The sequence below is a fragment of the Lysinibacillus sp. S1 genome (genome assembly GCF_044986265.1).
Classification (GTDB): Bacteria; Bacillota; Bacilli; order Bacillales_A; family Planococcaceae; genus Lysinibacillus; species Lysinibacillus capsici.
This window is the reverse complement of record NZ_CP173154.1, coordinates 3,224,133-3,250,212: the sequence shown is the minus strand read 5'-3', so window position 1 is coordinate 3,250,212 and position 26,080 is coordinate 3,224,133. Positions and strand designations below refer to the sequence as shown.

Annotated in this window: 21 protein-coding genes, 8 tRNA genes and 3 rRNA genes; 2 read left to right on the top strand and 30 right to left on the bottom strand. The window is 40.3% G+C overall.

All coding sequences use genetic code 11. The annotated features are described in order from the left end of the window. Positions 1–100 precede the first annotated feature (100 nt). Positions 101–1,111: a M24 family metallopeptidase gene (locus ACHZEU_RS16195; RefSeq protein ID WP_404804598.1), complete on the top strand. Its 1,011-nt coding sequence runs from the start codon at positions 101–103 to the stop codon at positions 1,109–1,111. A 159-nt stretch (positions 1,112–1,270) separates the two neighbouring features. Here the strand turns inward: ACHZEU_RS16195 and rrf are convergent. The 23 genes from rrf to acpS form a co-directional block, all read right to left on the bottom strand. After that, positions 1,271–1,386 (bottom strand): 5S ribosomal RNA (gene rrf / locus ACHZEU_RS16190). 191 nt (positions 1,387–1,577) lie between these two features. After that, positions 1,578–4,505, bottom strand: a 23S ribosomal RNA gene (locus tag ACHZEU_RS16185). Positions 4,506–4,686: 181 nt separating this feature from the next. Further along, positions 4,687–6,238: ribosomal RNA gene (locus ACHZEU_RS16180) — 16S ribosomal RNA — on the bottom strand. The 16S, 23S and 5S rRNA genes sit together here with 8 tRNA genes alongside, the layout of an rRNA operon. Before the next feature lie 197 nt (positions 6,239–6,435). Further along, positions 6,436–6,509: transfer RNA gene (locus ACHZEU_RS16175), tRNA-Gly, on the bottom strand. A 17-nt stretch (positions 6,510–6,526) separates the two neighbouring features. Continuing rightward, positions 6,527–6,603: transfer RNA gene (locus tag ACHZEU_RS16170), tRNA-Arg, on the bottom strand. A 22-nt stretch (positions 6,604–6,625) separates the two neighbouring features. After that, positions 6,626–6,711 (bottom strand) — tRNA-Leu (locus ACHZEU_RS16165). 66 nt (positions 6,712–6,777) lie between these two features. Next, positions 6,778–6,850, bottom strand: a tRNA-Lys gene (locus ACHZEU_RS16160). A 15-nt stretch (positions 6,851–6,865) separates the two neighbouring features. After that, positions 6,866–6,940 (bottom strand) — tRNA-Gln (locus ACHZEU_RS16155). 5 nt (positions 6,941–6,945) lie between these two features. Then, a tRNA-Asp gene (locus ACHZEU_RS16150) sits at positions 6,946–7,021 on the bottom strand. 30 nt (positions 7,022–7,051) lie between these two features. Continuing rightward, positions 7,052–7,123: transfer RNA gene (locus tag ACHZEU_RS16145), tRNA-Glu, on the bottom strand. 1 nt (position 7,124) lies between these two features. Continuing rightward, a tRNA-Asn gene (locus tag ACHZEU_RS16140) sits at positions 7,125–7,201 on the bottom strand. Positions 7,202–7,292: 91 nt separating this feature from the next. After that, positions 7,293–7,754 carry a SprT family protein gene (locus ACHZEU_RS16135; protein WP_048394293.1) on the bottom strand — a complete coding sequence of 154 codons (462 nt, stop codon included), beginning with the start codon at positions 7,752–7,754 and terminating at the stop codon, positions 7,293–7,295. A gap of 67 nt (positions 7,755–7,821) precedes the next feature. Further along, positions 7,822–9,993 carry a Tex family protein gene (locus ACHZEU_RS16130; protein WP_048394292.1) on the bottom strand — a complete coding sequence of 724 codons (2,172 nt, stop codon included), beginning with the start codon at positions 9,991–9,993 and terminating at the stop codon, positions 7,822–7,824. A gap of 135 nt (positions 9,994–10,128) precedes the next feature. Next, a complete protein-coding gene (gene sigB / locus ACHZEU_RS16125; RefSeq protein WP_048394290.1) occupies positions 10,129–10,914 on the bottom strand; it encodes an RNA polymerase sigma factor SigB in 786 nt (261 codons plus the stop codon). Further along, positions 10,892–11,362, bottom strand: a complete 471-nt coding sequence (gene rsbW / locus ACHZEU_RS16120; protein ID WP_016993413.1) for an anti-sigma B factor RsbW — start codon at positions 11,360–11,362, stop codon at positions 10,892–10,894. The genes sigB and rsbW overlap by 23 nt, the downstream gene beginning before the upstream one ends. Next, positions 11,362–11,694: an STAS domain-containing protein gene (locus ACHZEU_RS16115; RefSeq protein WP_016993414.1), complete on the bottom strand. Its 333-nt coding sequence runs from the start codon at positions 11,692–11,694 to the stop codon at positions 11,362–11,364. Before ACHZEU_RS16115 ends, rsbW begins: the two co-directional genes overlap by 1 nt. Positions 11,695–11,757: 63 nt before the next feature. Continuing rightward, on the bottom strand, positions 11,758–12,708 hold the full coding sequence (locus ACHZEU_RS16110) for a PP2C family protein-serine/threonine phosphatase (RefSeq protein ID WP_048394289.1): 951 nt from the start codon (positions 12,706–12,708) through the stop codon (positions 11,758–11,760). Positions 12,709–12,766: 58 nt separating this feature from the next. Beyond that, a complete protein-coding gene (locus tag ACHZEU_RS16105; RefSeq protein WP_048394287.1) occupies positions 12,767–13,168 on the bottom strand; it encodes an anti-sigma regulatory factor in 402 nt (133 codons plus the stop codon). Between the two features lie 361 nt (positions 13,169–13,529). After that, positions 13,530–13,880, bottom strand: a complete 351-nt coding sequence (locus tag ACHZEU_RS16100) for a type II toxin-antitoxin system PemK/MazF family toxin (protein ID WP_004232054.1) — start codon at positions 13,878–13,880, stop codon at positions 13,530–13,532. A 4-nt stretch (positions 13,881–13,884) separates the two neighbouring features. Continuing rightward, a complete protein-coding gene (locus ACHZEU_RS16095; RefSeq protein WP_004232053.1) occupies positions 13,885–14,148 on the bottom strand; it encodes a hypothetical protein in 264 nt (87 codons plus the stop codon). Positions 14,149–14,449: 301 nt separating this feature from the next. Further along, a complete protein-coding gene (alr, locus tag ACHZEU_RS16090; protein WP_048394285.1) occupies positions 14,450–15,571 on the bottom strand; it encodes an alanine racemase in 1,122 nt (373 codons plus the stop codon). A gap of 178 nt (positions 15,572–15,749) precedes the next feature. Next, on the bottom strand, positions 15,750–16,808 hold the full coding sequence (locus ACHZEU_RS16085; protein ID WP_048394283.1) for an outer membrane lipoprotein carrier protein LolA: 1,059 nt from the start codon (positions 16,806–16,808) through the stop codon (positions 15,750–15,752). A 124-nt stretch (positions 16,809–16,932) separates the two neighbouring features. Then, positions 16,933–17,286: a holo-ACP synthase gene (gene acpS / locus ACHZEU_RS16080; RefSeq protein WP_048394281.1), complete on the bottom strand. Its 354-nt coding sequence runs from the start codon at positions 17,284–17,286 to the stop codon at positions 16,933–16,935. Positions 17,287–17,351: 65 nt separating this feature from the next. On the opposite strand from acpS, the gene ACHZEU_RS16075 reads away from it, so the two are divergent. Next, entirely contained in the window at positions 17,352–17,975 is a 624-nt protein-coding gene (locus ACHZEU_RS16075) for a rhomboid family intramembrane serine protease (protein WP_048394279.1), read from the top strand. 60 nt (positions 17,976–18,035) lie between these two features. Here the strand turns inward: ACHZEU_RS16075 and ACHZEU_RS16070 are convergent, their stop codons facing one another. The 7 genes from ACHZEU_RS16070 to ACHZEU_RS16040 form a co-directional block, all read right to left on the bottom strand. Continuing rightward, the gene (locus ACHZEU_RS16070; protein WP_048394277.1) at positions 18,036–18,611 is read right to left on the bottom strand and encodes a GNAT family N-acetyltransferase; all 576 of its coding nucleotides are present in this window, start codon (positions 18,609–18,611) and stop codon (positions 18,036–18,038) included. Positions 18,612–18,722: 111 nt separating this feature from the next. Beyond that, a complete protein-coding gene (locus ACHZEU_RS16065) occupies positions 18,723–20,189 on the bottom strand; it encodes a PH domain-containing protein (protein WP_048394275.1) in 1,467 nt (488 codons plus the stop codon). Beyond that, positions 20,182–20,661: a PH domain-containing protein gene (locus tag ACHZEU_RS16060; protein ID WP_004232029.1), complete on the bottom strand. Its 480-nt coding sequence runs from the start codon at positions 20,659–20,661 to the stop codon at positions 20,182–20,184. Before ACHZEU_RS16060 ends, ACHZEU_RS16065 begins: the two co-directional genes overlap by 8 nt. Positions 20,662–20,797: 136 nt before the next feature. Next, on the bottom strand, positions 20,798–22,321 hold the full coding sequence (locus ACHZEU_RS16055; RefSeq protein ID WP_048394273.1) for a DEAD/DEAH box helicase: 1,524 nt from the start codon (positions 22,319–22,321) through the stop codon (positions 20,798–20,800). A 352-nt stretch (positions 22,322–22,673) separates the two neighbouring features. Next, positions 22,674–23,366 (bottom strand): carboxylesterase, encoded by a 693-nt coding sequence (locus ACHZEU_RS16050; RefSeq protein WP_048394271.1) that lies wholly within the window; start codon positions 23,364–23,366, stop codon positions 22,674–22,676. A gap of 75 nt (positions 23,367–23,441) precedes the next feature. Then, the gene (gene murF, locus ACHZEU_RS16045) at positions 23,442–24,809 is read right to left on the bottom strand and encodes a UDP-N-acetylmuramoyl-tripeptide--D-alanyl-D-alanine ligase (RefSeq protein ID WP_048394269.1); all 1,368 of its coding nucleotides are present in this window, start codon (positions 24,807–24,809) and stop codon (positions 23,442–23,444) included. Positions 24,810–24,820: 11 nt separating this feature from the next. Then, on the bottom strand, positions 24,821–25,900 hold the full coding sequence (locus tag ACHZEU_RS16040; protein WP_048394267.1) for a D-alanine--D-alanine ligase: 1,080 nt from the start codon (positions 25,898–25,900) through the stop codon (positions 24,821–24,823). Positions 25,901–26,080: the final 180 nt, after the last annotated feature.

Genomic DNA, 26,080 nt, shown 5'->3' with positions numbered 1-26,080 from the left:
TGATGCAAATTTTGCAGTATATTTAACTTTGAAGGGGGAAACATAACATGTCAAATTAGAACAATTACAAGCAGCCTTACAGCTCCACAATACCGATGCAATTATTATCACAAATGCTCAAAATCGTCGCTATCTAACAGGTTTTACAGGTAGTGCAGGTACAGTTATTGTAACAAAGACACGCGCACTTTTATTAGTAGACTTCCGCTACACACAGCAAGCAACAAATCAGTGTGACACCTTTGAAGTACTAGAGATTGATCGCAACCATTTATATGAAACCATTCAGGAAATTCTTGAACAGGAATTAATTCAAACTGTTGGTTTTGAGCAACATCATGTAACTTATTTTAGCTATCAATTAATGAAGAGCAAATTGACAGCTATATTAAAACCAATGCCTACTATTGTAGAAGATTTACGGATGATTAAAACACCAGAAGAAATTGAAATAATTAAGAAAGCAGCATGGATTTCCGATGAGGCGTTTAATCATATTCTGACATTCATCAAACCAGGTATTTCAGAACTTGAGATTGCCTATGAATTAGAGTCTCATATGCGAAAAAATGGTGCAACAGGTGCAGCCTTCGATATGATTATTGCTTCTGGCCATCGTTCAGCACTCCCACATGGTGTAGCATCCTCTAAAATAGTGGAGCAAGGTGACATGTTGACAATGGATTTTGGTGCTTACTACCGAGGTTATCGTTCTGATATGACAAGAACGATTGCTGTTGGAGAACCATTAGAGCAATTAAAAGAAGTATATCAAATAGTTTATGGTGCCTTACAGCATGCCCTTTCCAATATGAAGGCTGGTATTACTGGACAAGAGGCCGATAGTTATTCACGAGACTTCATTACTAAAAAGGGATATGGACAAAATTACGGACACGGTGCAGGACATGGTATAGGCTTAGATATCCATGAAAACATATTTATGTCTACCATATGTAAAGACATGTTAGAAGAAAATATGGTACTAACTGTCGAACCGGGTATTTATATACCTAATGTAGGTGGTGTTCGAATCGAGGATGATGTTATCGTTACAAAAGAAGGTGTGGAAGTCATCACTCACTCTCCTAAGGAACTCATTATTTTATAGCCCATTAAAGTGATGTTTTATATGGAGATATCATTAAAGAAGTTTAGCTGCTTACTTTGATATATAACAAATGTTTTAAAGAGTAAGTACAATAAATTCTTTGTACTTACTCTTTTTATAAAAGAAAAAACAGCCAACACACAGCTGACTGTTTTGTTTGCCTAGCGACGTCCTACTCTCACAGGGGGAAGCCCCCAACTACCATCGGCGCTAAAGAGCTTAACTTCCGTGTTCGGTATGGGAACGGGTGTGACCTCTTTGCCATCATCACTAGACTTATGCGACCTCCAATACACGGCGTATTACTGCGTCAGCTGCTCTCGTTCAATCAGTCACGTACAGAAGTACGCTCCTTCAATCACTCGTTTGCTTCCTTGTACTACTTGTGTCTTGAAGCTCTCTTTTTTTGTTGAAAGAATTGTTCTTTCAAAACTGGATAAACGGTGCATTGAATGTTTCAAACTTTTTGGTTAAGTCCTCGATCGATTAGTATTCGTCAGCTCCATGTGTCACCACACTTCCACCTCGAACCTATCTACCTCATCGTCTTTGAGGGATCTTACTTACTTGCGTAATGGGAAATCTCATCTTGAGGGGGGCTTCATGCTTAGATGCTTTCAGCACTTATCCCGTCCACACATAGCTACCCAGCGATGCCTTTGGCAAGACAACTGGTACACCAGCGGTGTGTCCATCCCGGTCCTCTCGTACTAAGGACAGCTCCTCTCAAATTTCCTACGCCCACGACGGATAGGGACCGAACTGTCTCACGACGTTCTGAACCCAGCTCGCGTACCGCTTTAATGGGCGAACAGCCCAACCCTTGGGACCGACTACAGCCCCAGGATGCGATGAGCCGACATCGAGGTGCCAAACCTCCCCGTCGATGTGGACTCTTGGGGGAGATAAGCCTGTTATCCCCGGGGTAGCTTTTATCCGTTGAGCGATGGCCCTTCCATGCGGAACCACCGGATCACTAAGCCCGTCTTTCGACCCTGCTCGACTTGTAGGTCTCGCAGTCAAGCTCCCTTGTGCCTTTACACTCTACGAATGATTTCCAACCATTCTGAGGGAACCTTTGGGCGCCTCCGTTACCTTTTAGGAGGCGACCGCCCCAGTCAAACTGTCCGCCTGACACTGTCTCCTGCCCCGCTAAGGGGCATGGGTTAGAATTTCAATACAACCAGGGTAGTATCCCACCGACGCCTCCTTCGAAGCTGGCGCTCCGAGATCTCTGGCTCCTACCTATCCTGTACAAGTTGTACCAAAATTCAATATCAGGCTACAGTAAAGCTCCACGGGGTCTTTCCGTCCTGTCGCGGGTAACCTGCATCTTCACAGGTACTATAATTTCACCGAGTCTCTCGTTGAGACAGTGCCCAGATCGTTACGCCTTTCGTGCGGGTCGGAACTTACCCGACAAGGAATTTCGCTACCTTAGGACCGTTATAGTTACGGCCGCCGTTTACTGGGGCTTCAATTCGCAGCTTCGCTTGCGCTAACCACTCCTCTTAACCTTCCAGCACCGGGCAGGCGTCAGCCCCTATACGTCACCTTACGGTTTTGCAGAGACCTGTGTTTTTGCTAAACAGTCGCCTGGGCCTATTCACTGCGGCTCTCATGCGCTTGCACGCTCAAGAGCACCCCTTCTCCCGAAGTTACGGGGTCATTTTGCCGAGTTCCTTAACGAGAGTTCTCTCGCACACCTTAGGATTCTCTCCTCGACTACCTGTGTCGGTTTGCGGTACGGGCACCTCTCACCTCGATAGAGGCTTTTCTTGGCAGTGTGAAATCAGGAACTTCGTCCATACGGACTCGCCATCACAGCTCAACGTTACAGTGTGCGGATTTGCCTACACACACGCCTTACTGCTTGGACGCGCACAACCAACGGCGCGCTTACCCTATCCTACTGCGTCCCCCCATTTCTCAAACGGTGAGGAGGTGGTACAGGAATATCAACCTGTTGTCCATCGCCTACGCCTATCGGCCTCGGCTTAGGTCCCGACTAACCCTGAGCGGACGAGCCTTCCTCAGGAAACCTTAGTCATACGGTGGACGGGATTCTCACCCGTCTTTCGCTACTCATACCGGCATTCTCACTTCTAAGCGCTCCACCAGTCCTTCCGATCTGACTTCAACGCACTTAGAACGCTCTCCTACCACTGACATCGTAGATGTCAATCCACAGCTTCGGTGAATCGTTTAGCCCCGATACATTTTCGGCGCAGCGTCACTCGACCAGTGAGCTATTACGCACTCTTTAAATGATGGCTGCTTCTAAGCCAACATCCTGGTTGTCTGTGCAACGCCACATCCTTTTCCACTTAACGATTACTTTGGGACCTTAGCTGGTGGTCTGGGCTGTTTCCCTTTTGACTACGGATCTTATCACTCGCAGTCTGACTCCCGTGTATAAATATCTGGCATTCGGAGTTTGTCTGAATTCGGTAAACCGGGATGGCCCCCTAGTCCAAACAGTGCTCTACCTCCAGTATTCTCATCACGAGGCTAGCCCTAAAGCTATTTCGGAGAGAACCAGCTATCTCCAAGTTCGATTGGAATTTCTCCGCTACCCACACCTCATCCCCGCACTTTTCAACGTGCGTGGGTTCGGGCCTCCAGTAAGTGTTACCTCACCTTCACCCTGGACATGGGTAGATCACCTGGTTTCGGGTCTACGACCACGTACTATTTCGCCCTATTCAGACTCGCTTTCGCTGCGGCTCCGCCTTCTAAAGCTTAACCTCGCACGTAATCGTAACTCGCCGGTTCATTCTACAAAAGGCACGCTATCACCCATTAACGGGCTCTAACTACTTGTAGGCACACGGTTTCAGGATCTCTTTCACTCCCCTTCCGGGGTGCTTTTCACCTTTCCCTCACGGTACTGGTTCACTATCGGTCACTAGGTAGTATTTAGCCTTGGGAGATGGTCCTCCCGGATTCCGACGGAATTTCACGTGTTCCGCCGTACTCAGGATCCACTCAGGAGAGAACGAACTTTCGACTACAGGGCTTTTACCTGCTCTGGCGGACCTTTCCAAGTCGCTTCATCTAACTCGCTCTTTTGTAACTCCGTATAGAGTGTCCTACAACCCCAAGAGGCAAGCCTCTTGGTTTGGGCTCTTCCCGTTTCGCTCGCCGCTACTCAGGGAATCGATTTTTCTTTCTCTTCCTCCAGGTACTTAGATGTTTCAGTTCCCTGGGTCTGCCTTCAAGACGCTATGTATTCACGTCAAGATACTACGCGATTAAACGTAGTGGGTTCCCCCATTCGGAAATCTCCGGATCAAAGCTCACTTACAGCTCCCCGAAGCATATCGGTGTTAGTGCCGTCCTTCTTCGGCTCCTAGTGCCAAGGCATTCGCCGTGCGCCCTTAATAACTTAACCAAGTTATTAAGCCTATAAAAAACTTAAAAAATAAATGTGTTTGTTACAATTTCAATGTCGTTTTATCCAGTTTTCAAAGAACAAGTTTTGAAGTGTTTCATTCAGATAGAATGAACCTTCAAAACTGAACGCAAAACGTAATCTTACAAACCCAAGGTTTGTATTCCGAAATAATCCTTAGAAAGGAGGTGATCCAGCCGCACCTTCCGATACGGCTACCTTGTTACGACTTCACCCCAATCATCTATCCCACCTTCGGCGGCTGGCTCCAAAAGGTTACCTCACCGACTTCGGGTGTTACAAACTCTCGTGGTGTGACGGGCGGTGTGTACAAGGCCCGGGAACGTATTCACCGCGGCATGCTGATCCGCGATTACTAGCGATTCCGGCTTCATGTAGGCGAGTTGCAGCCTACAATCCGAACTGAGAACGACTTTATCGGATTAGCTCCCTCTCGCGAGTTGGCAACCGTTTGTATCGTCCATTGTAGCACGTGTGTAGCCCAGGTCATAAGGGGCATGATGATTTGACGTCATCCCCACCTTCCTCCGGTTTGTCACCGGCAGTCACCTTAGAGTGCCCAACTAAATGATGGCAACTAAGATCAAGGGTTGCGCTCGTTGCGGGACTTAACCCAACATCTCACGACACGAGCTGACGACAACCATGCACCACCTGTCACCGTTGCCCCCGAAGGGGAAACTATATCTCTACAGTGGTCAACGGGATGTCAAGACCTGGTAAGGTTCTTCGCGTTGCTTCGAATTAAACCACATGCTCCACCGCTTGTGCGGGCCCCCGTCAATTCCTTTGAGTTTCAGTCTTGCGACCGTACTCCCCAGGCGGAGTGCTTAATGCGTTAGCTGCAGCACTAAGGGGCGGAAACCCCCTAACACTTAGCACTCATCGTTTACGGCGTGGACTACCAGGGTATCTAATCCTGTTTGCTCCCCACGCTTTCGCGCCTCAGCGTCAGTTACAGACCAGAAAGTCGCCTTCGCCACTGGTGTTCCTCCAAATCTCTACGCATTTCACCGCTACACTTGGAATTCCACTTTCCTCTTCTGCACTCAAGTCCCCCAGTTTCCAATGACCCTCCACGGTTGAGCCGTGGGCTTTCACATCAGACTTAAAGGACCGCCTGCGCGCGCTTTACGCCCAATAATTCCGGACAACGCTTGCCACCTACGTATTACCGCGGCTGCTGGCACGTAGTTAGCCGTGGCTTTCTAATAAGGTACCGTCAAGGTACAGCCAGTTACTACTGTACTTGTTCTTCCCTTACAACAGAGTTTTACGATCCGAAAACCTTCTTCACTCACGCGGCGTTGCTCCATCAGGCTTTCGCCCATTGTGGAAGATTCCCTACTGCTGCCTCCCGTAGGAGTCTGGGCCGTGTCTCAGTCCCAGTGTGGCCGATCACCCTCTCAGGTCGGCTACGCATCGTCGCCTTGGTGAGCCGTTACCTCACCAACTAGCTAATGCGCCGCGGGCCCATCCTATAGCGACAGCCGAAACCGTCTTTCAGTCTTTCACCATGAAGCAAAAGAGATTATTCGGTATTAGCCCCGGTTTCCCGGAGTTATCCCAAACTATAGGGTAGGTTGCCCACGTGTTACTCACCCGTCCGCCGCTAACGTCAAAGGAGCAAGCTCCTTTTCTGTTCGCTCGACTTGCATGTATTAGGCACGCCGCCAGCGTTCGTCCTGAGCCAGGATCAAACTCTCCATAAAAGAAATTTGATTAGCTCAAATGTTTTGCTGGCATCATGTTTGATGTCCAAAATTGTTGTTTTGTTCACTAGCAAAAGCTAGCTACTTAAAACTTTATTGATTACGTTTTGCTTGTTCAGTTTTCAAGGTTCATGTCATCGCCCTTTTGGACAACTATTTAAATTTACCATACAACCAAGAGGTTGTCAACACTTTTTTGGAGCGGGTGATGAGAATCGAACTCACGACATCAGCTTGGAAGGCTGAGGTTTTACCATTAAACTACACCCGCATATATTTTCTTGAAAATGGCGCGCCCGGCAGGAGTCGAACCCACAACCTTCTGATCCGTAGTCAGACGCTCTATCCAATTGAGCTACGGGCGCATATGAAATTAATTAATTGACTTGGTGCGGCCGAGAGGACTTGAACCTCCACGGGGTTGCCCCCACTAGGCCCTCAACCTAGCGCGTCTGCCGTTCCGCCACGACCGCATTCAATTAGTAACTTTTTTATTATACTATGATAATTCAAAAAGTCAACTCTTTTTCTTAAAGAGATGAGCCATGAAGGACTCGAACCTTCGACCCTCTGATTAAAAGTCAGATGCTCTACCAACTGAGCTAATGGCTCGAATTAAGAAATGAATGGCTGGGGTACTAGGATTCGAACCTAGGCATGACGGAATCAAAATCCGTTGCCTTACCGCTTGGCTATACCCCAATAAGTGGCGGTCCCGACCGGGATCGAACCGGCGATCTCCTGCGTGACAGGCAGGCATGTTAACCGCTACACCACGGGACCAAAATATTATTTACATTAAATTATGAAAAATGACCCCTACGGGATTCGAACCCGTGTTACCGCCGTGAAAGGGCGGTGTCTTAACCACTTGACCAAGGGGCCATGGCTCCGAAGGCAGGACTCGAACCTGCGACAACCTGATTAACAGTCAGGTGCTACTACCAACTGAGCTACTTCGGAATAATTCATGTTATGTTGTCGTCGTTATCTTGTCGACTTTTACTATTATAGGGACAACTCAACAAAACGTCAACTATTTTTTAAACTTTTTTTACTCTACTAATTTTAATTTCCCCAAACACTTACTGCAACAATACCTTTCAACATTCATTTTTATTTTCCGTATATATAATTGGTGGCAATTGACACAAGTATATGTATAGCGTCGTCGTTGTTTTTTAACTGTAGCTTTCGGGACATGTAAAACTGCGCAAAATCGAGGGGCATCTACTTTCCTTAATAATTCTCTAAAATCTTTATCTCGATGCTGATACCCTTTACCTTCAATATGTAGGTGATAATGGCATAATTCGTGTAAAACAATACCTTGAATCTCTTTCAAACCGTATAACTCATAGGCTTTAGGATTAATCTCAATATTATGGGATTGTAAAAGATATCGTCCTCCCGTTGACCGTAATCTCGGATTAAAGTAGGCTTGATGCAGAAAAGGCCTCTGAAAGTTTTCTAAAGATAAGCGACGAACAAGCTCTTGTAATTCTTGATTGTCCACAGTAATCACCTCTAACAACAAGAATACCACACTGCGTAGTATAGACAGTGTGGCAAAAATTTAGTACTCAAACTAATGCTTGATTTTTAGGAGGAAGCATCGTTAAAGAGATACGTCCTTTCGTTACATCTATTTGTTCAACCCAGACAGTTACAATATCCCCAAGTGCCACAACTTCTAATGGATGCTTTATACGTTTATTTTGGAGTTTAGAAATATGCACAAGTCCATCTTGCTTCACGCCAATGTCAACAAATGCGCCGAAATCTACTACATTTCTTACCGTCCCCTGCAATTCCATACCTACTTTTAAATCTTCCATTTTTAATACATCAGTCTTAAGCAATGGTTGTGGGAATGCATCACGTGGGTCACGACTAGGTTTCATTAAGGTATCCACGATATCTTGAATTGTCACAACTCCTACTCCAAGCACATCACTTAATTTTTGGATTTTTAGTGCTGCAATAGCATCCTCTGCCTTCTGTGTCCCTAACTCTTTTTTATCTATTTGAGCCTCTGCTAATATTTGCTCAGCAAGGGCATAGCTCTCAGGATGAATACCTGTAGCATCAAACGGATTTTTTGCTTCTGGGACACGTAGGAAACCAATAGCTTGTTCATACGTTTTGGCGCCTAACCTTGGAATCTTCTTTAATTGCGCACGTGTAGTAAATTGACCATTTTCCTCTCGCGTCTTTACGATATTCTCTGCAACAGTTTTTGATAGACCAGAAACATATTGTAAGAGTGATGATGAAGCCGTATTTACATCTACACCAACTTGGTTAACAGCTGTTTCTACTATAAAAGATAGCGATTCATTTAATTTTTTTTGAGAAACATCATGCTGATACTGACCTACACCCACAGCTTTTGGTTCAATTTTCACTAACTCTGATAAAGGATCCTGTAAGCGACGTGCAATGGAGACAGCACTACGTTGTTCAACCTGTAAATCAGGAAATTCTGTACGTGCAATTTCAGACGCTGAATAAACAGATGCCCCCGCTTCATTGACAATCACATAGGCTATGTCAGTAGTAAGTTCATTTAATACATCCGCGATAAATTGTTCTGTCTCCCGAGATGCTGTACCATTACCAATGGCAATTATACTTATTGGATACTTTGCCAAAATTCCTTTTACAATAGCTTTGGATTTTGCCACATCTGGTTTCGGTGGATGTGGGTAAATAGCTGTAACCTCAAGCATTTTCCCAGTTTCATCTACAACCGCCAGCTTGCAACCTGTACGGTAAGCTGGATCAACCCCTAAAACATATTTACCTTTCATAGGTGGTTGTAGCAATAGGTTACGTAAATTTTCAGAAAAAATATGAATAGCCTGTGCCTCAGCTTTTTCTGTAAGCTCGTTTCGTAATTCCCTTTCAATTGAAGGCTGAATTAAACGCTTGTACGAATCCTCGATTGCTAGTTTAACTTCTGCAATAGCAGGAGACGAACCAGTTGCAGGTATCCATTCTTTCCACATAATCATTAATACTCGGTCCACCGGCACATGAATAGAAACCTTTAAGATTTCTTCTTTCTCTCCTCGGTTTATTGCTAAAATACGGTGTGGTACAATGCGACTAACAGGCTCTTCATATTCGTAATACATTTCAAAAACATTTTTCTCGTCGATTTCTGTATTTTTCACAGACGTCACAAGAATTCCATCTTTCCATGAATAAGCTCGGATTTTTTCACGAATAGAGGCATCGTCCGCAAAACGTTCTGCTAATATATCTCGAGCTCCTATCAGGGCTTCTTCCGTATTAGCAACTTGTTCGTTGTCCACAAAGTCAGTTGCTAATTGCTCTAATGCATCATCACTAAATGCTAACAGGAGATCTGCAAGAGGCTCTAAACCTTTCTCTTTTGCAATCGTCGCCTTTGTACGTCGTTTTTGCTTATAAGGTCTATATAAATCCTCAACACGTTGTAAGATTGTTGCAGAAAGAATAGCCTGCTCTAATTCTGGTGTAAGCTTTTCTTGCTCTTGGATTAATCGTATAACTTCTTCTTTTCGTTGTTCAAGTTGCTGTATGTAGTGATAACGATCTTCTACAGCTTTAATTTGCACCTCATCAAGTGATCCTGTAACCTCTTTTCGATAGCGCGCAATAAATGGTACCGTATTTCCCTCTTCTAATAAGTTAATAACAGCTTCTACTTGCCCTGGTTTGACTGCTACATCCTTTGCAATGAGCTGTAACATTTGCTTTTGCTCCACATCATCACTACCTTTTTCTTTTCATTTTACCATTACACTTTACTAAAAATGCAAAAAAATAGTCTACTCAGACGAATATGAGTAGACTATTTCCATTCATTTTAAAGGTATTTTTCATTAAACACCCATGAAAGATTAGAGCGAAACACTGCCACTTGCTAGAATAGCCTCTTGTAATTTCTTTATTGCTTTCCTTTGTATCCTCGATACATGCATTTGAGAAATCCCTAATCGTTCTCCAGCTTCTTTTTGACTAAGTTGCTCTAGATATGTAAGCTGAATAATTTGTTTTTCCCTCTCATTCAACACAACCAGCGCCTCTGAAACAATCATTCGTTTATTGGTCATTTCATAGCCATCGTCTTCCCTGCCCAAAATATCGAATAACGTGACTGTACTACCGTCTGAGTCTGACTCTATCGAATGGTCCATAGAAAGAGCTTGATAACTACGGCTCATTTCCATAGCTTCTAGTACCTCTTCCTCTGCTACTTCTAATCGTTCAGCAATATCTTTAATGGATGGAGAACGCTGTAATTCAATTGTCAGCGCCTCCACAGTTGATTTAATCCTCGGCCCAAGTTCCTTTATACGTCTAGGCACATGCACATCCCATGTTTTATCACGTAAAAAACGTTTGATTTCCCCAACAATTGTTGGCACGGCAAAAGCTTCAAAACTACGACCAACATTCGGATCAAAACGTCTTATTGCACCTAACAATCCCAGCATCCCTACTTGAACAATATCATCATAATATGATTTACCATTCGAATATTTACGAGCTATAGATTCAACTAGATATCGATAATGAATCACTAAATTGGTTTGTGCTTCATCATCCTCCGTTGACTGGTACAATTCAATCCACTTAAGTACATCTTCTTTAGATGAAGATTTATGTAGTGATTCTTTCGACATTTTTCTCCACCTGCTCCCTAGTGACATACTTTGTCATGAAGACAGTTACGCCACCATCGTTATTGATCATCACCTCATCCATCAAAGTTTCCATTAAATAAAGTCCCAAACCACCTTCTCTTAGCCCTGCAATACTTTCTTCAGGATGATACGGCCCAATCTTAGACTTAATCTCTTCAAAATTAAAACTATTGCCGTAATCCGCAATCATCATTTCCATTTTATTGTCATACAGCGCACACCCGATGACAATTTCACCCTCTTCTTCGTCTTTATAAGCATGGTGAACAACATTTGTCACAGCCTCACTTGCTGCAATTTTTAAATCTTCAATATCATCATAATTAAAGCCAATCCTACTCGCTAAGCCCGAGACAGTTAATCGAATGACACTGACAAATTGCGGTTTAGCAGGAACTCTAATTTCAATATAGTCAAATTCCTTCATTATCTTAATTCCACCTTTTTATCAGTTTCGATATCCATCAAATCACTAAGACCAGTAATTTCAAATAATCTTTGTAACCTATTCGATAAACCAACGAGCTTTACTTTACCATTTTCACGTAATGCTCTTTTATAAAAGGCAACAAAAATCCCAAGTCCTGTACTATCCATGTAATTTACCTTTGATAGATCAAGCTCAATTTCTAAACCCTCTGTAATCTTTACAGCTTCTAATTCGTCTCGTAATCCTGAAGCAGTAAACGTATCAATCTCACCCTCAACAAAGCCAAATAATTTATGATCAATTTCTTTAAAATGTATCGTTACGTCCATATAGCACACCTCCACCATATTTGTTAGACTATTTTCTCTACCCTGTTCAATTTAAACTTAAACCTATTTTTTTAAAATAACTACAGTAAAATCATCAAATAGTTTAAAATTTTGCACTCTCTCTATTTCCTTATAAAGGAGCTGACACAATTGCTGGGCAGATAAATGTCTATTTTCTTTTATTAAAGTTGTGATTACCTCTCGCGAATTTAATTCTTCTTTCACTCTAAATTCTGTCACACCGTCGGTCATCATAATAATCAAATCATTCTCTTCTAACACAATTTCATGAAACGTATAGTTTGTTTCAGACAATACACCCAATAGTAAACCTTTAGCCTCTAAGGTAAAGAACTGATCGTTCTTTGCACTATAATGTAAAGCTGGTTCATGGCCTGCCGAAGCATAAGAAAAAATGTTTTGCTCTACATCTAAGCAGCCATAAAACATCGAAACAAACATACTGTCATCCACACCTTTTTCTATTACCCTATTAATAACTTCTAAAACATATGAGGGATCTTTATATGCATATACTAATGTTTCAAGTCCATATTTCACCATCGACATACATAAAGCAGCAGGAACTCCTTTACCGACAACATCTGTCACAGCCACACTCAAATATTCTTCTCCATCATGAAAAAAATGTACATAATCGCCGTTCATTTTTCGAATAGGTACTGAAATCATACCTATATCAATATTTTGCATATTCGGCACATAAGTTTTCAACAATGTTTTTTGGATGTTTGTCGCTATTTTCATTTCCATTTCATATTCAGCTTGCTTTTGAAGTAAACTTTGATGCTCTCTATGTGCCATTCCATAATGCACCATTACTTCAATCAAAAAATCATAAGCAGGCTGTGATTCGTTCATTTGATTCGGAAATATTTGTTCTACAGCATTTTTATGAATGCTAATAACATCCTCGGGAGAAATATTTTTTTGAATTAACTGACGTGTGAAGTTCTGAGCGATATATAAATTTCTTTCTGTTTGGTTGACCATATAATCTGCTAATATTTTTTTATACTGAGCTTCTAATTGTTTCAGTTTTCTTCACGTCCTAACGCAACCATTTTTCCGCTCTTATCGTTGTTCCCTCTCCAACGACAGATTGAATATCTAAACTATCCATCAATCGTTTAACACCTGGCAAACCAGCACCTAGCCCCCCCGAGGTGGAATAACCATCCTCCATTACTTTACGAACATCTTTAATACCAGGCCCTTGATCTGTTGCAACAACAACTATTTTCTTTTCAGTATCTGCTTCAACCCTTTCAATTGCTATGATACCTATACTTGCATATAAATAAATATTTCGTGCTAATTCACTAATTGCAGTGGTGATGCGGGCTTGATCAACAGTGCCAAATCCAAGTGCTTTTGCTTCATTGCGCCCCAGTTGTCTAGCTGCAACAATATCCCACTCTGTAATAATTTCAACCGAAGACCTATATGTCACTGCTGTCCCTCCATTTCCTTTGGAGTTATACTCTTACACTTTTATTCAAACTGCTTGCCATCATTTAAAATGAATGAATTGCCTCTATAAATGGAATATTCTATGTAAATTTTCATATACCTTTTAAGAATTTTTTCAAAAATCTATTTTTATTAAAAATCTTGTGTATATCTTAAAGCTTTTTGTAACATTTATCAATTACACCTTGGCTTAATTATTTCAGGTACTTCATCTTTCGTAGCAAAATCGCTTGCTGAGCAAGATCTATCGTAATTCAAATTATGGTAAAGACATTTCAAGGATATAAGACAAAAAAGCATCGAGATATCATAATCTCGATGCTTCTATACACATATGTATATCAAAATTTAACTAGACCTAAACTAATCATCAACGCACCATCAACTTTTTCCATCACAGCATGATCCAGTTGCGTAATACGATCCGTCAATCTTGACTTATCAATTGTCCGCACTTGTTCTAGCAAAATAACCGAATCACGTTCAAAACCATACTTTTCAGCATTGATTTCAACGTGTGTCGGTAACTTTGCCTTTTGAATCTGTGCAGTGATAGCTGCGATGATGACAGTCGGACTAAATCGATTGCCAATATCATTTTGAATAATCAGCACCGGCCTAGTGCCTCCTTGTTCAGAACCTATTACCGGTGATAAGTCTGCAAAAAAAACGTCACCACGTTTTACATTCAAAGTGTCATCCCCCGCTAACGAGACGCTCCACCATATGTTGTGCTTCATACTCTGCATGCAAGCATTCGCTCGCAATCATTAAATTAATATGAGACATTTCAACATATCCTTTAATCATAGCTTCCCGTATTTGATTTGGTTGCTCCTGCATTAAATTTTTGCGCGCCAAAATACGCACAAAAGATTCACCTTCAATTACTTCCTTTGTTTGTAGAAATAGTCTGTCTTGAACAGCAATTGTAGCTTCTCTTAACTTTTTCTCGTACACAGCAAGCACCTCCAACGGAACCATACACTTTTCATTACTTCCCATTCTATCATTGAAAGATATTGTTGAAAAGACATGAAATGACAAAATATCTGACAATTTGAAGTACAAATTGTAAAAATATGTTGGTTGTCGAAGGTATATGCTGAATAATTATTATTGCAATGTGTTTTCAAATATGAGCCATTACTATGTTTTGGAAAAGAAATAAGTTCTCCAGTGCTAATTTATTTACCAATTTCAACTTGGAACATTGCTCATGACATTACATTGAGATTTGACTTATTCTAATGAAAGACAACTAAAGATATATTCTAGGAACTCTTGTTGTTATAATGCATGGTATTTCATAATTAATTGTTTCGAGCTTTGTTGCCCATTCATCGATCGATACTCCAGTATTTCCTTGTCGACCAATGAGTGTTACCTTCTCACCTATATCATATGCTTTTGGTAGGGCAACCATACATTGGTCCATACAAATTCGTCCAACAATCGGCATTCTTTGTCCATCAATTAAAACCTCTTGTCCACCTAACTTGCGAATCACGCCATCTGCATAGCCAATTGGAATTGTTCCTATCCACATATCTGTCGGAGCAACATATGTAGCTCCATAGCCAACTGGATCACCTGATTTTATTTGCTTTACATGAACAAGTTCACTTTCAAGCGAGAACGCTGGTAACAAGGAAAAAGGTAATATACTTTTCACATATGAAGAAGGTGATAATCCATACATCGAAATACCAAATCTAACAGCATCATATTGTAAATGCGGATCTTTTACTAATGAGGCGGCTGTATTAGATGCATGAACAAGTCGCGGCTTATTAGGTATTACAGCTAAACATTTCTCAAAAAATTGTACCTGTTGATCAAAATGTAGCGTATCCTCTTCATCAGCTGTCGCAAAGTGTGTAAATATTCCATCCAGCTCCATGTTATCTGTAGACTGTATTGTTTGATAGAGCTCTAATAATTCCTGCTCTGAGCGAATACCTATTCTACCCATTCCGCTATCTATTTTTATATGAAGTCGTAAAGGAAGCGCTTCATCCACTAAAAGAGAAGCAGCTTGCTGAATCCAATCATCGGCAAATGCCGTAAGTATAATACGTTGCTGCGCTGCATAAGGAGCAAACGAAACTGGAGATGCACCTAATATTAATATGTCTGGTTCTTCAAAATGTGCTCGAATATGTAATGCCTCATCGGGCGTTGCCACTGCAAGTACTGTGGCACCAGCTTCAAGAGCTGCCCGCGCAACGGCTACATCTCCATGACCATACGCATTTGCTTTTACTACAGCGATAATTTGAACATTAGGTCGTAAAAATTCTTTTAAGTTTTTTACATTTTGTTGAATTGCTTGTAAGTCTATTATTGCTTTTGTTGGACGAAAAAACTGCTGTGTCTTCATAAGAATACCCTCTTTATTTTTAATTAAAACATTATGTAGGACATACATATTGCAAAGTATGTCGATTTAGCTTGTACACACAAAGTTTTAGTTTTCGGATGAGCCTATACTTTATAGGTTCATTTTAATTATCAATAAGCTACAGCCTCCGTATTCCAGAAGGCTGTAGCCAGAAAAGTTACTTCATACTACTTATCGTCATAGATGTAGCAACTTCAATCATTTCTTCTCGCGTTAATTTACTTGATGCTACAAAGAATTCAACGCCATCTTTTTCCCAACTAATTGATGTATCTGTAATAGCACCAATTGTATAGCCTAAATCAACTGGATCACCAGGTGACGATACAGGTAACATTGAATTTTCCTTCATTACTGGTTGCTGCATAACAGTAAATGCCTTCTCACCATCGTATGTTAAGATTACTCGTTCCATTCCACTTTCCTGCACAACTTTTTCATTCGCTAATTGTGCCCAATTTACAACAGGATAATGTGTTTGGAATTCTTGATATTCAACTTCTGCTCCAACAGCTTCCTTATCCTCATTATCTTCTTGCCCTTCTTTTTCGGCAGGTGTAGCTTGTTCACCTTTCGTGTTATCTTTATCAGTGAATTGTTCAACTGCATACTCTTTTGCAGCATGTTGTACACCTAGCTTAATTTTCTTAAATGTGATTTTGATTTGCTCTTCTTTCACATCATTCATAATAACTACTGAGGTTGGCAATAAAGTTTTCTTATCTACTGTTATAACCTGATGTGGCATACTGTTCTTATAGCTATTTCTAGTAGCCGCTTCAAATATATATGCTTTTTCTTCTTCTTTCATGACAAGATTTTTATCTTCTGCTAAATCTTCTGCTAGCGCTCCAATTAGGTATGCCTGACTATTTTTCTTTGGCCAATCACTTTGGAATTTATACATTTTGTTTAATGTCGGTGTTACGACAAAAACACCATCAGCATTACGTACAATCATTTGAGAAACATCTTTCCCACTTTCAACTACTTCTACTCGATAGAAATCAGGTTTTGTGTGCCATACTGTTACATCATAATTTCTAGGTTCCCCACCCGATTTAATTTCCATCGATGCATTTAATTCATAACCATTCGTCTCTGCCCATTTACCATTCACTTTCTTCAACACTTTTTCCTGTGAGGCTGCACCACATGCCGACAGAAGTAATATCGTACAAAGTAAGACGAGCCATTTAACTATACGGTTGCCCACGCTTTCACCCTTTCTTCTTTCAAATCCACTACGACAATATATGAACCGTATTTGTCAGTTATGTCATTTGAAGAAAGGGCAATATATTTAAATTTACATGCAATCCTTTTAGACAAGTTAAGTACTATTCTAATAAGATTACTTGAGCAGCTGCGTATTGCTTAGAATGCGTAATACTAACAAAACCATTGACAAGTTCATCCTTAAAATATAAAACAGGATTGCCAGCTGCTCCTTTTAACACTTCCAAATCATGAAGCTTACATTGTTCCCCAAGCCCTGTTCCCAGAGCCTTCGAAAATGCTTCTTTTGCAGCAAATCGCCCAGCTAAAAATTCTATTTTGCGAGTTTCCGAATAACCATCAAATATTTTTTTTTCATTTATCGTTAAAATGCGGTCTTTAAATTTATCTGTTCGTTTCATAGCCTTTGCAATACGATCAATCTCTACAATATCGAGGCCAATTCCCTTAATCATGTGAACCTTCTCCTTTACCTATTTCCAACAAGGCATGTATAATAATTGTAAATTGAGGTGGAGCCATGTTTAGTAGAACGGAAAATTTTAAGCAATATACAAAGTATTACCCTGTTGTTTCAACTTTAATAGCAATAAATCTTACTCTTTATGTATTGTCTCTCATACCCAGCATAGGAACACTCTTGTGGAATTACGGAATCCAAGCAAATTTCCTGATTCAAAGTGGTGAATGGTGGCGTGTTTTCTCTGCCATGTTTTTACATGCAGGTTTTATGCATGTGTTTTTTAATATGTTTTCCTTATATCTCTTTGGACCAGAGCTAGAAAAAATCGCAGGGAAAGCACGTTTCATTACAATTTATTTAGTATCAGGTATTGTAGGCAACATGGCAACCTATATATTCTATGATAGTAGTTATGCGAGCCTTGGTGCAAGTGGGGCTATTTTTGGAATTTTTGGTGCATTTGGGGCATTAGTTTACTATACTCGACGTACAATGCCCATGCTTCGTAAGCTCATTTTACCAATCATCGTCATCAGTGTCATTATGACCTTTCTCCAACCAAATGTGAATGTCTTTGCTCATTTAGGCGGTCTAGTAACCGGATTTATCCTTGGACTTGTCTATTTACATCCAAAAAGAATTTTAAGCTGGCGCAAACAAAAGATGGCTGGTAGACCATAACATTAAAAAGAGGAGCTGCTCACCTATAGAGCAGCTCCTCTTTCCTTACAATGACCTCCATTATAAAACCACTGTAGCTTCATTTGACATCTTTATTTTTTTCCATTCAGTTGCTGTTAAACCATAAACAACCTGATCTACGTAGTGATCATATAGCCACTCAGCATCCCTTAAACGCCCTTCTTCATGAAAGCCCAATACCTTTGGGATTGTACGACTACGAATATTACCAACTGCAACACGCACTTCTATACGATTTAACTTTAAATAATTAAAGGCAAAATCAATCAATGCTTTCATGGAATTCGTAACGAGCCCCTTTCCTACAAATTCATTCCCTAGCCAGTAGCCAATACTTGTCCATTTATGTTGCCAGTTGATTTGGTGATAGCCGATAACACCGGCAAGCTTTCCACCATAGTAAATCCCTGCTTGTATGCCATTGTGATCAGCATATTGTTGCATAGCATTTTTTACGAATTGCTCAGTATCCTTTACTGTTTTGACATCATCTACAAAGGGCAACCATTCACGTAATGTATCCCTTGAACGGTCAGTTAAAGCGAATAACTCTTCTACATCACTTAAATCCAAAAGCTTTAAATAAGCGCTTTCATTAATGTCATATTTAAACAATGTCTCCACCCCTTTTGTTCTATTTATTTTATTATAAACAGCATCTCTATTTATTTATAGTTAAAAAAGCTAATCCTTCCATAAAATTGAAAGGATTAGCTTTTTAGTTCATTAATGTTCGTACCATGTTAAGATCGTCTCGGCATCTTGTTGCTCTAAGCTGGAAACACTCCCCGTTGTACCAGTTGCTCCTGACATGACGGTTGCTTTTACAGACATAACATTCTTTCTTTTTTGAAAGTATGATTGTGTACTTTCAATAGATTGAATTCGCTTCTTCTCCATGATTAACGTAATTCGACTAAACACACGATACTGCATAGCCAGTTGCTTGCCATCTATTTGATAGCCTGCTGTTTTATGTTGCCAAATACCAAGTAACATTGTTAATGGAATTAACAGCAACGACAATAGCCCGTATGGATAAAAGAAATAGATAGATGCACCGATAATCGGAACTAGCCAGAAAAAATCAATGCGATAAAAAAATGGTCTTGCCCTTTTTGGTGAGCGAGTAAATGTAGGCTGCCAATTCATTTCTGGGAAAAGCTGTTCTAATGTTTGCATACAATCCGGCTTCTTAATAAGTGGAAATAGCGTAATTTTTTTATCATTTCCATTTTCACCATTACCACCAGCACTTTCAACAACCACTGTAGCATAGCCTGTTAACTGACGTAGTGGATTTTCCACAATACGAATTGCCTGAATTCGATTCAACGGCAAAGTAATACGCTTTTTTTCTAACAGTCCCTTTGTGATAATCAACTTTTCTTCCTCAATGCGGACAGTGTAATCATAATAATTTATCAGTGTGATGACCACTGATACAATCCAAGCAACAATTAAAACAACCATCACCGTCAATGCCACTAAAAATGCGCCGATTTTCACGAAATCAGCTAACTCATGAAATACAGTTTCATAAGGAATAATGTCGGAAAATTGTGAAGCAACGGCTGCAAGACCTGATAACACAACACCAATTCCACCAGATGTTGTTGCTAATACTAGTAAATCTCGCATGGACATATGGTAAATCATCGGAGTTGGTATAGCTTCCTCTACAACCTGCATTTGATCCTGTTGTTGAACTGCTTCGTTTTTAGCATGACGCATTTCTAATTCAATAACATCTGCTGCTGCTTTGCGAATGGCTGTCAGCTCAACCTCAGGTTTTCCCCCTTTACTACCAGCAGTCTCCACCTGAACTTTCACTAAACCAAAAATACGATGAAAAACACCTTCATTGTAATTCAAACTTTGAATACGTTCAAAAGGGATATAACGTTTCTTTTTAACAAATAATCCATATGTCACACGCAACTCCCCATCTTCAAACCAGTAAACAAATGTCCGCCACTTTATGATTCCTCCCACGAGCGCAAGAAGTGCTGCTACTCCCCATACACCGAAAAGTAAAATGGTTTCAAAAAAATGATCACTACGAAAATTCAAAGAAAAATTAAAGCCGTTACTTATGATAATAATGGCAATTGGTAATATCATACTTTTCAATGCTTTTACACTCGTTATAATTGCAGACACTGGGTGTAAACGATTAATTTCCTTAGACATCATCTTCAGCCACCCTTGCTAAATCAGAAATACGCGCACGCAGTACGTCTGCTTCATCCATAACAAGTGCAGGAATCGTATGTACAGTTGCAGCTGTAGAAATAGAGATATTACCTAAGTCGTATTTTTTTAATATCGGCCCTTGTGTTGTATCAACATGTTGCACACGTACCATTGGAATTAATGTGCGTTTCACAACAAATAAACCATGTTGTACTTCGATTTCATGCTCTCGAACTTCATAGCGCCATCTTTCCCATCTTATTTTCGGGAAAATAAAAATAGATAATATCGCACTTAGTAAAACAATTGCACATGCTATGAAGTAAATAAATGAAGGCCATTCAAAATAATAAGTACCATAGCTTACAAGTCCTGCTACAACTAACAGCACCAATGTTTGTATGACTCCATATAAACGCCACACTGTTAGCCCTTTACGAGAAATTTGATGAATCGGTTGTGCTCTCATTGTCGTTCCCCCTCTTTCTTCATTAGGTGTATACGAATTCACTCACCTTTTTGTTTCAACTATAGCCGAAAAAAAACCTTACAGCCATCATGACTGTAAGGTTTACTGTAAAAAATTAAGTGTATTTCGTCTAAAATTATCCTTCGTGACGTCTTGGAGAACGAGAACGACCTTGTCCACCTTCACGACGTCCGCCTTCACGGCGTCCACCCTCTCGACGGCTACTGCTACTGCGACGCTCTCCACTGCGAGCATTGTCACGACGTCCGCCGCCAAAGCCACGGTTACCACGGCCACGATCACCGCCACCACGGTTATTGCTAGAACGTTCACGACGCATTGGTAATGGACGTTCTTCTGTGATTGTTACTGGTGTATCGTCTGGCTCTCTCGTTAATGAACGCAGAGCAGCTGCAACAACATCAACAGCATCATGATTGTCTAATAATTCTGCTGCAAGTGTACGGTAATCACCTAAATTGTTATTAGCAATAAGACCTTCCAGTGTTTCAACAGCTAAGCGTTGTTGACCTTCTAATGCTTCGTCCGTTGTTGGTGGGCGAAGAGGTGTCATACGTTTTTTCGTAGTTTCTTCTACAATACGTAAGTAACCCATTTCACGTGGTGTTACAAATGTTACGGCAAGACCTGATTTACCCGCACGACCTGTACGTCCAATACGGTGAACATATGATTCAGGATCTTGAGGAATATCAAAGTTATAAACGTGTGTCACACCAGAAATATCAAGTCCACGAGCGGCTACATCTGTCGCAACAAGGATATCGATTTTATTTTCTTTAAACTGGCGTAATACTGAGATACGCTTCGCTTGGCTTAAATCACCATGAATACCTTCAGCTAAATAGCCACGAATAGATAGGGCCTGTGCAAGCTCATCTACACGACGTTTTGTACGACCAAAAATAATAGCTAGCTCTGGTTGGTGAACGTTTAATAAACGAGATAAAACATCGAATTTTTCACGTTCAGCAGACTTAACAAAATATTGATCAATATTATCAACAGTTAGTTCTTTAGCTTTAATTTTTACAATCTCTGGATCACGCATAAATGTTTCTGCAATTTTACGGATTGCTGGTGGCATCGTTGCTGAGAACAGTAATGTTTGGCGCTCAGAAGGTACGTTTTCTAAGATTGAATTAATATCATCGATAAAGCCCATGTTTAACATTTCGTCTGCTTCATCCAATACTAATGTTTGAACATCTTCTAATTTTAACGTACGACGATTAATATGATCAATAATACGACCTGGCGTACCAACAATGATTTGAGGTCTATTTTTCAGTGCACGAATTTGACGGCCTATTTCTTGACCACCGTATACTGATAATAATTTTACGCGTTTGTCATAGCCAATTTTATAAAGCTCTTCTGAAACTTGAATCGCTAACTCACGAGTTGGAGCAATGACTAATGCTTGAATATTAGGGTTTTTTGGATCGATTTTTTCAATTAGTGGAATCCCGAAAGCGGCAGTTTTACCAGTACCTGTTTGTGCTTGACCTAATACATCACGGCCTTCAATCGCAAAACGAATAGTACCTTCTTGGATTGGTGTTGCTTCTTCAAATCCCATACGCTTAACTGAGCGTAAAGTAGATTCGCTAATATTTAATTCTGAAAAATTTGTCAAACTTCTCAATCTCCTTTTTTTCCTTTTAAGTTGACAAATGGTTACATTTTCAGATGAAGTTGTCGGCAAATTCGAGCCTGTGTAGTGGAACGTTTCCGTTACTTAAAAATTTTCTCTACATGATAGTCCATATAGAGCTCTCTTATATGAAAAGGAAAGCCCGGTCTTTACCGAGCGGTTCGATTCTGTCGTAATTTTTCACTTTAGAATAAAACCGTTGTGTTCAAAAAAAAGTACTCTTCAACCAAATATGAAGAGTCTTCGCACAAAATGTATCCATTGCTTACACTAGTCTAACATGGCTTTAAATCCTATGCAACGATAACGCATGAGTCGTAATAATCTGACTACTTTATTTGTCTTTTAAAAACATTAAAACCTGTGGAAACCATTCAGAGCAATCTTCCTCAAAACATATATGGTGCTTGCCATTATCAGAAAAATACAAAACCTTGTCTGTAGAGGCTAATTCATCAAAAAGAAATTGAGCCGTGTGATAAGGCACTATCCCATCCAACTTCCCCTGCACAATATATACAGGAATTTGAATATGCCGATAATACGGCTCCACCATTCTAACCAACTTCATAAATTCTACTGTTGAGGCAAGTGGCACATTGTTAAACTTCTGATGGTATCGTAAATAGAGTTCGTTATTAGTCAAATTATGGTGATAGGCTTCAGTAGCTAACATTTTAAAATCTTTGACTAGCTGTTTAGGGCTCACATACTTTGCAGCAGCACTTAGTAATACAAGCTTTTTCACTTTATAGCGTTTAGCTAAATATAGCGCTATAATTCCTCCCATTGAAAAGCCAACAACGATTACCTCGTCAACTTTTTTTGCCAACGATCGGAAAGCTAATTCGGCATCCATTAACCAGTGTTTCGCCTTAAAACCACTCATATGTAATTCTTCACCATGTCCAGACAATGTTGGCTCTTCAATTATCCAATCTGTATGTGAACGTAAATAACTTGTGAATGGCTTCACCTCATATGGTCCACCTGAAAATCCATGAATACATAGCACACCTACTGACAAATTCTTCACCTCATTTAACAAAGATAAACCTACACAAATAAATCGGTGAGCGTTTCTCTCACCGATTCATTGCTACTATGACGTAAATGCCTTTAAGATTGTCTCTAATTTCATACCACGTGAACCTTTAAGTAAAACAATAGATGATTCATTCGCTTGTTTTAGCTTTTCAATAATAGCCGTATAATCATCTTCTGTATACAATAAACGTTCAGCCTCAAAGCGCTCTTTTAATATTTTGTAAAGATATAGCATCCGAGGGCCAAACAAACAGACATTATCAATTTCATCCTCATTAATATGCTCAACCAGACCCTCATGGAAACGTTGCTCATTTGGTCCAAGCTCTAGCATATCTCCTAACACAAGCCATTTTTCAGGTCGAATAGTTGATGTAGCCATAAATTGAATTGCAGCTTTTACAGAGGTTGGAGCTGCATTATAGGCATCATTGATAAATAGAGCGCCATTTGTTCCTAGTACCTGTTGCATCCTCATATCAGTTAATACGACATGCTCTAAGGATGTACGTATTTGTTCATTGCTTAAACCTAGCTTATGAGAAATTAACATGGCCACAAGTGTATTTTTTACTTGATGCTTGCCAAGCACTGAAATAAAGAAATCACCCTCGATCAGACCGTGTGTAGTGAAGTGGCTGCCATCAGCGTTAGCATGAATATTGTCAGCGTATAAAAGATTATTGGATTCTAACCCGAACGGCACTGACTGTAATTGCTGTTCTTTTGCCACTAATTCCTTGAGCAAAGGTTCATCACCATCATAGAATAATAGACCATCTTCTTGCATTCCTTGAATAATTTCAAACTTAGCTTTTGCAATACCTGCACGTGACCCCAAATCCTGCATATGGGCCTCACCAATGTTGGTAATAACCGTCATATGTGGACGAGCAAGCTTCGTTAAAAACTCAATTTCACCAAATCCACTCATGCCCATCTCAAGGACAGCCACATCTGTATCTTCATCAAGCTGTAAGATAGTAATAGGCAAGCCCAATTGATTATTAAAGTTCCCGATCGTTTTTTGTACTTTAAAGAATGGAGCTAGTGTTCCCGCTAAAATATCCTTTGTTGATGTCTTACCATTTGAACCTGTAATGCCTATAAATTTTGCTTTATGTTCATTACGATATGCTCTAGCCATTTCTTGCAAAGCTAATTCTGGATCATCCACAAACAACAACGGGTAACCTTCTGGTGGATTCGGCTCATCCTTTTGCCAAAGAGAAGCTCCGGCACCTTTCTCAAATGCCTGCATTACAAACTTATGCCCATTTGTATGCTCACCACGAAATGGAACAAATAGGTCTCCTTGTTGAATTGTTCTTGTATCAATAGAAATTCCTGACACAACAGTGTCACCCAAAGCCGCCATATCCTCATTTAACCATGCAGCTAATTGTTTTAAAGTTTTTTTCACGATAATCCCACTCAGTCTTTTTTATAGTGAAGCTGTTGTTTTTCTTCATAGCGTTCAATTGCTAGGGTAATTAAACGGTCAATCAGCTCTGGATAACTCACATCTGTATGCTGCCATAATAATGGATACATACTTACAGGCGTAAAACCTGGCATTGTGTTTACTTCATTAATGTAAACGTTATTTTCAGTTGTTACAAAAAAGTCCGCACGAACTAAGCCGCTACCATCTATAGCCTTAAATGCACGCTTTGCCAGTTCTTTTAAGCTTGCCACAGTTTCTACTGGAAGCTCAGCTGGAATAATAAGTGCTGTAGAACCGTCCTTATATTTAGAATCATAATCATAAAAATCAGTAACGGGTTTAATTTCTCCTGGCACTGATACTTCAGGATAGTCATTTCCTAACACCGCTAGTTCAACTTCACGAGCGACAATTCCCTGTTCAACAACGATTTTACGATCATATTGTAAAGCAACCTCAATTGCTTTTACCAATTGCTCGCGATCTGTTGCCTTGCTAATCCCAACACTTGACCCTAAGTTTGCAGGCTTCACAAACATTGGCCAATTCAGGTTATTTTCACAGCGTTCAATGATTGCGTGTTGCTCATTCTTCCACTCACTACGAATAAAATACGTATAGGGCACTTGAGGTAATCCAGCAATTTCAAATAATTGCTTCATTACCACTTTATCCATTCCAGCAGAGGATGCCAATACACCATTTCCTACATACGGTAAATTTAGAACCTCAAGTAAACCTTGCACTGTTCCATCCTCACCATTCGTACCATGTAACAATGGGAAAATGACATCAAACTTTACCTCATTGCCATTTTTATCAAGCAAAAAATCAGTGATATTATTTTCTAAAATTGTAGTATTATCACCAAATTGTAGTTCTTCTATTGCACTGACGGGTTTTTCTAAACGCTCTCCACGGCGCCATTCCCCGTCAGTTGTAATGAAAATCGGATATACTTCATACTCCTCGAAATTCAAAGCTCCTGTGACTGCACGTGCTGTCGATAACGACACTTCGTGCTCCGCTGACTTTCCGCCGTATAATAAACCGATTCTTTTTTTCATTTTTGTGCCCTCCACATACTTCTTGAGTACTATTAGTTTATCATGAAACGTCTTGACAAATGACATAAAAATCTCACCGTATTTTTAACGGTGAGATTTTGCGTGTATAGTTCTTCGATTATGCCCCAGCATCAATACTTCCTGCTATTAAATTGTACAGGAATAATGCAACATAAATAT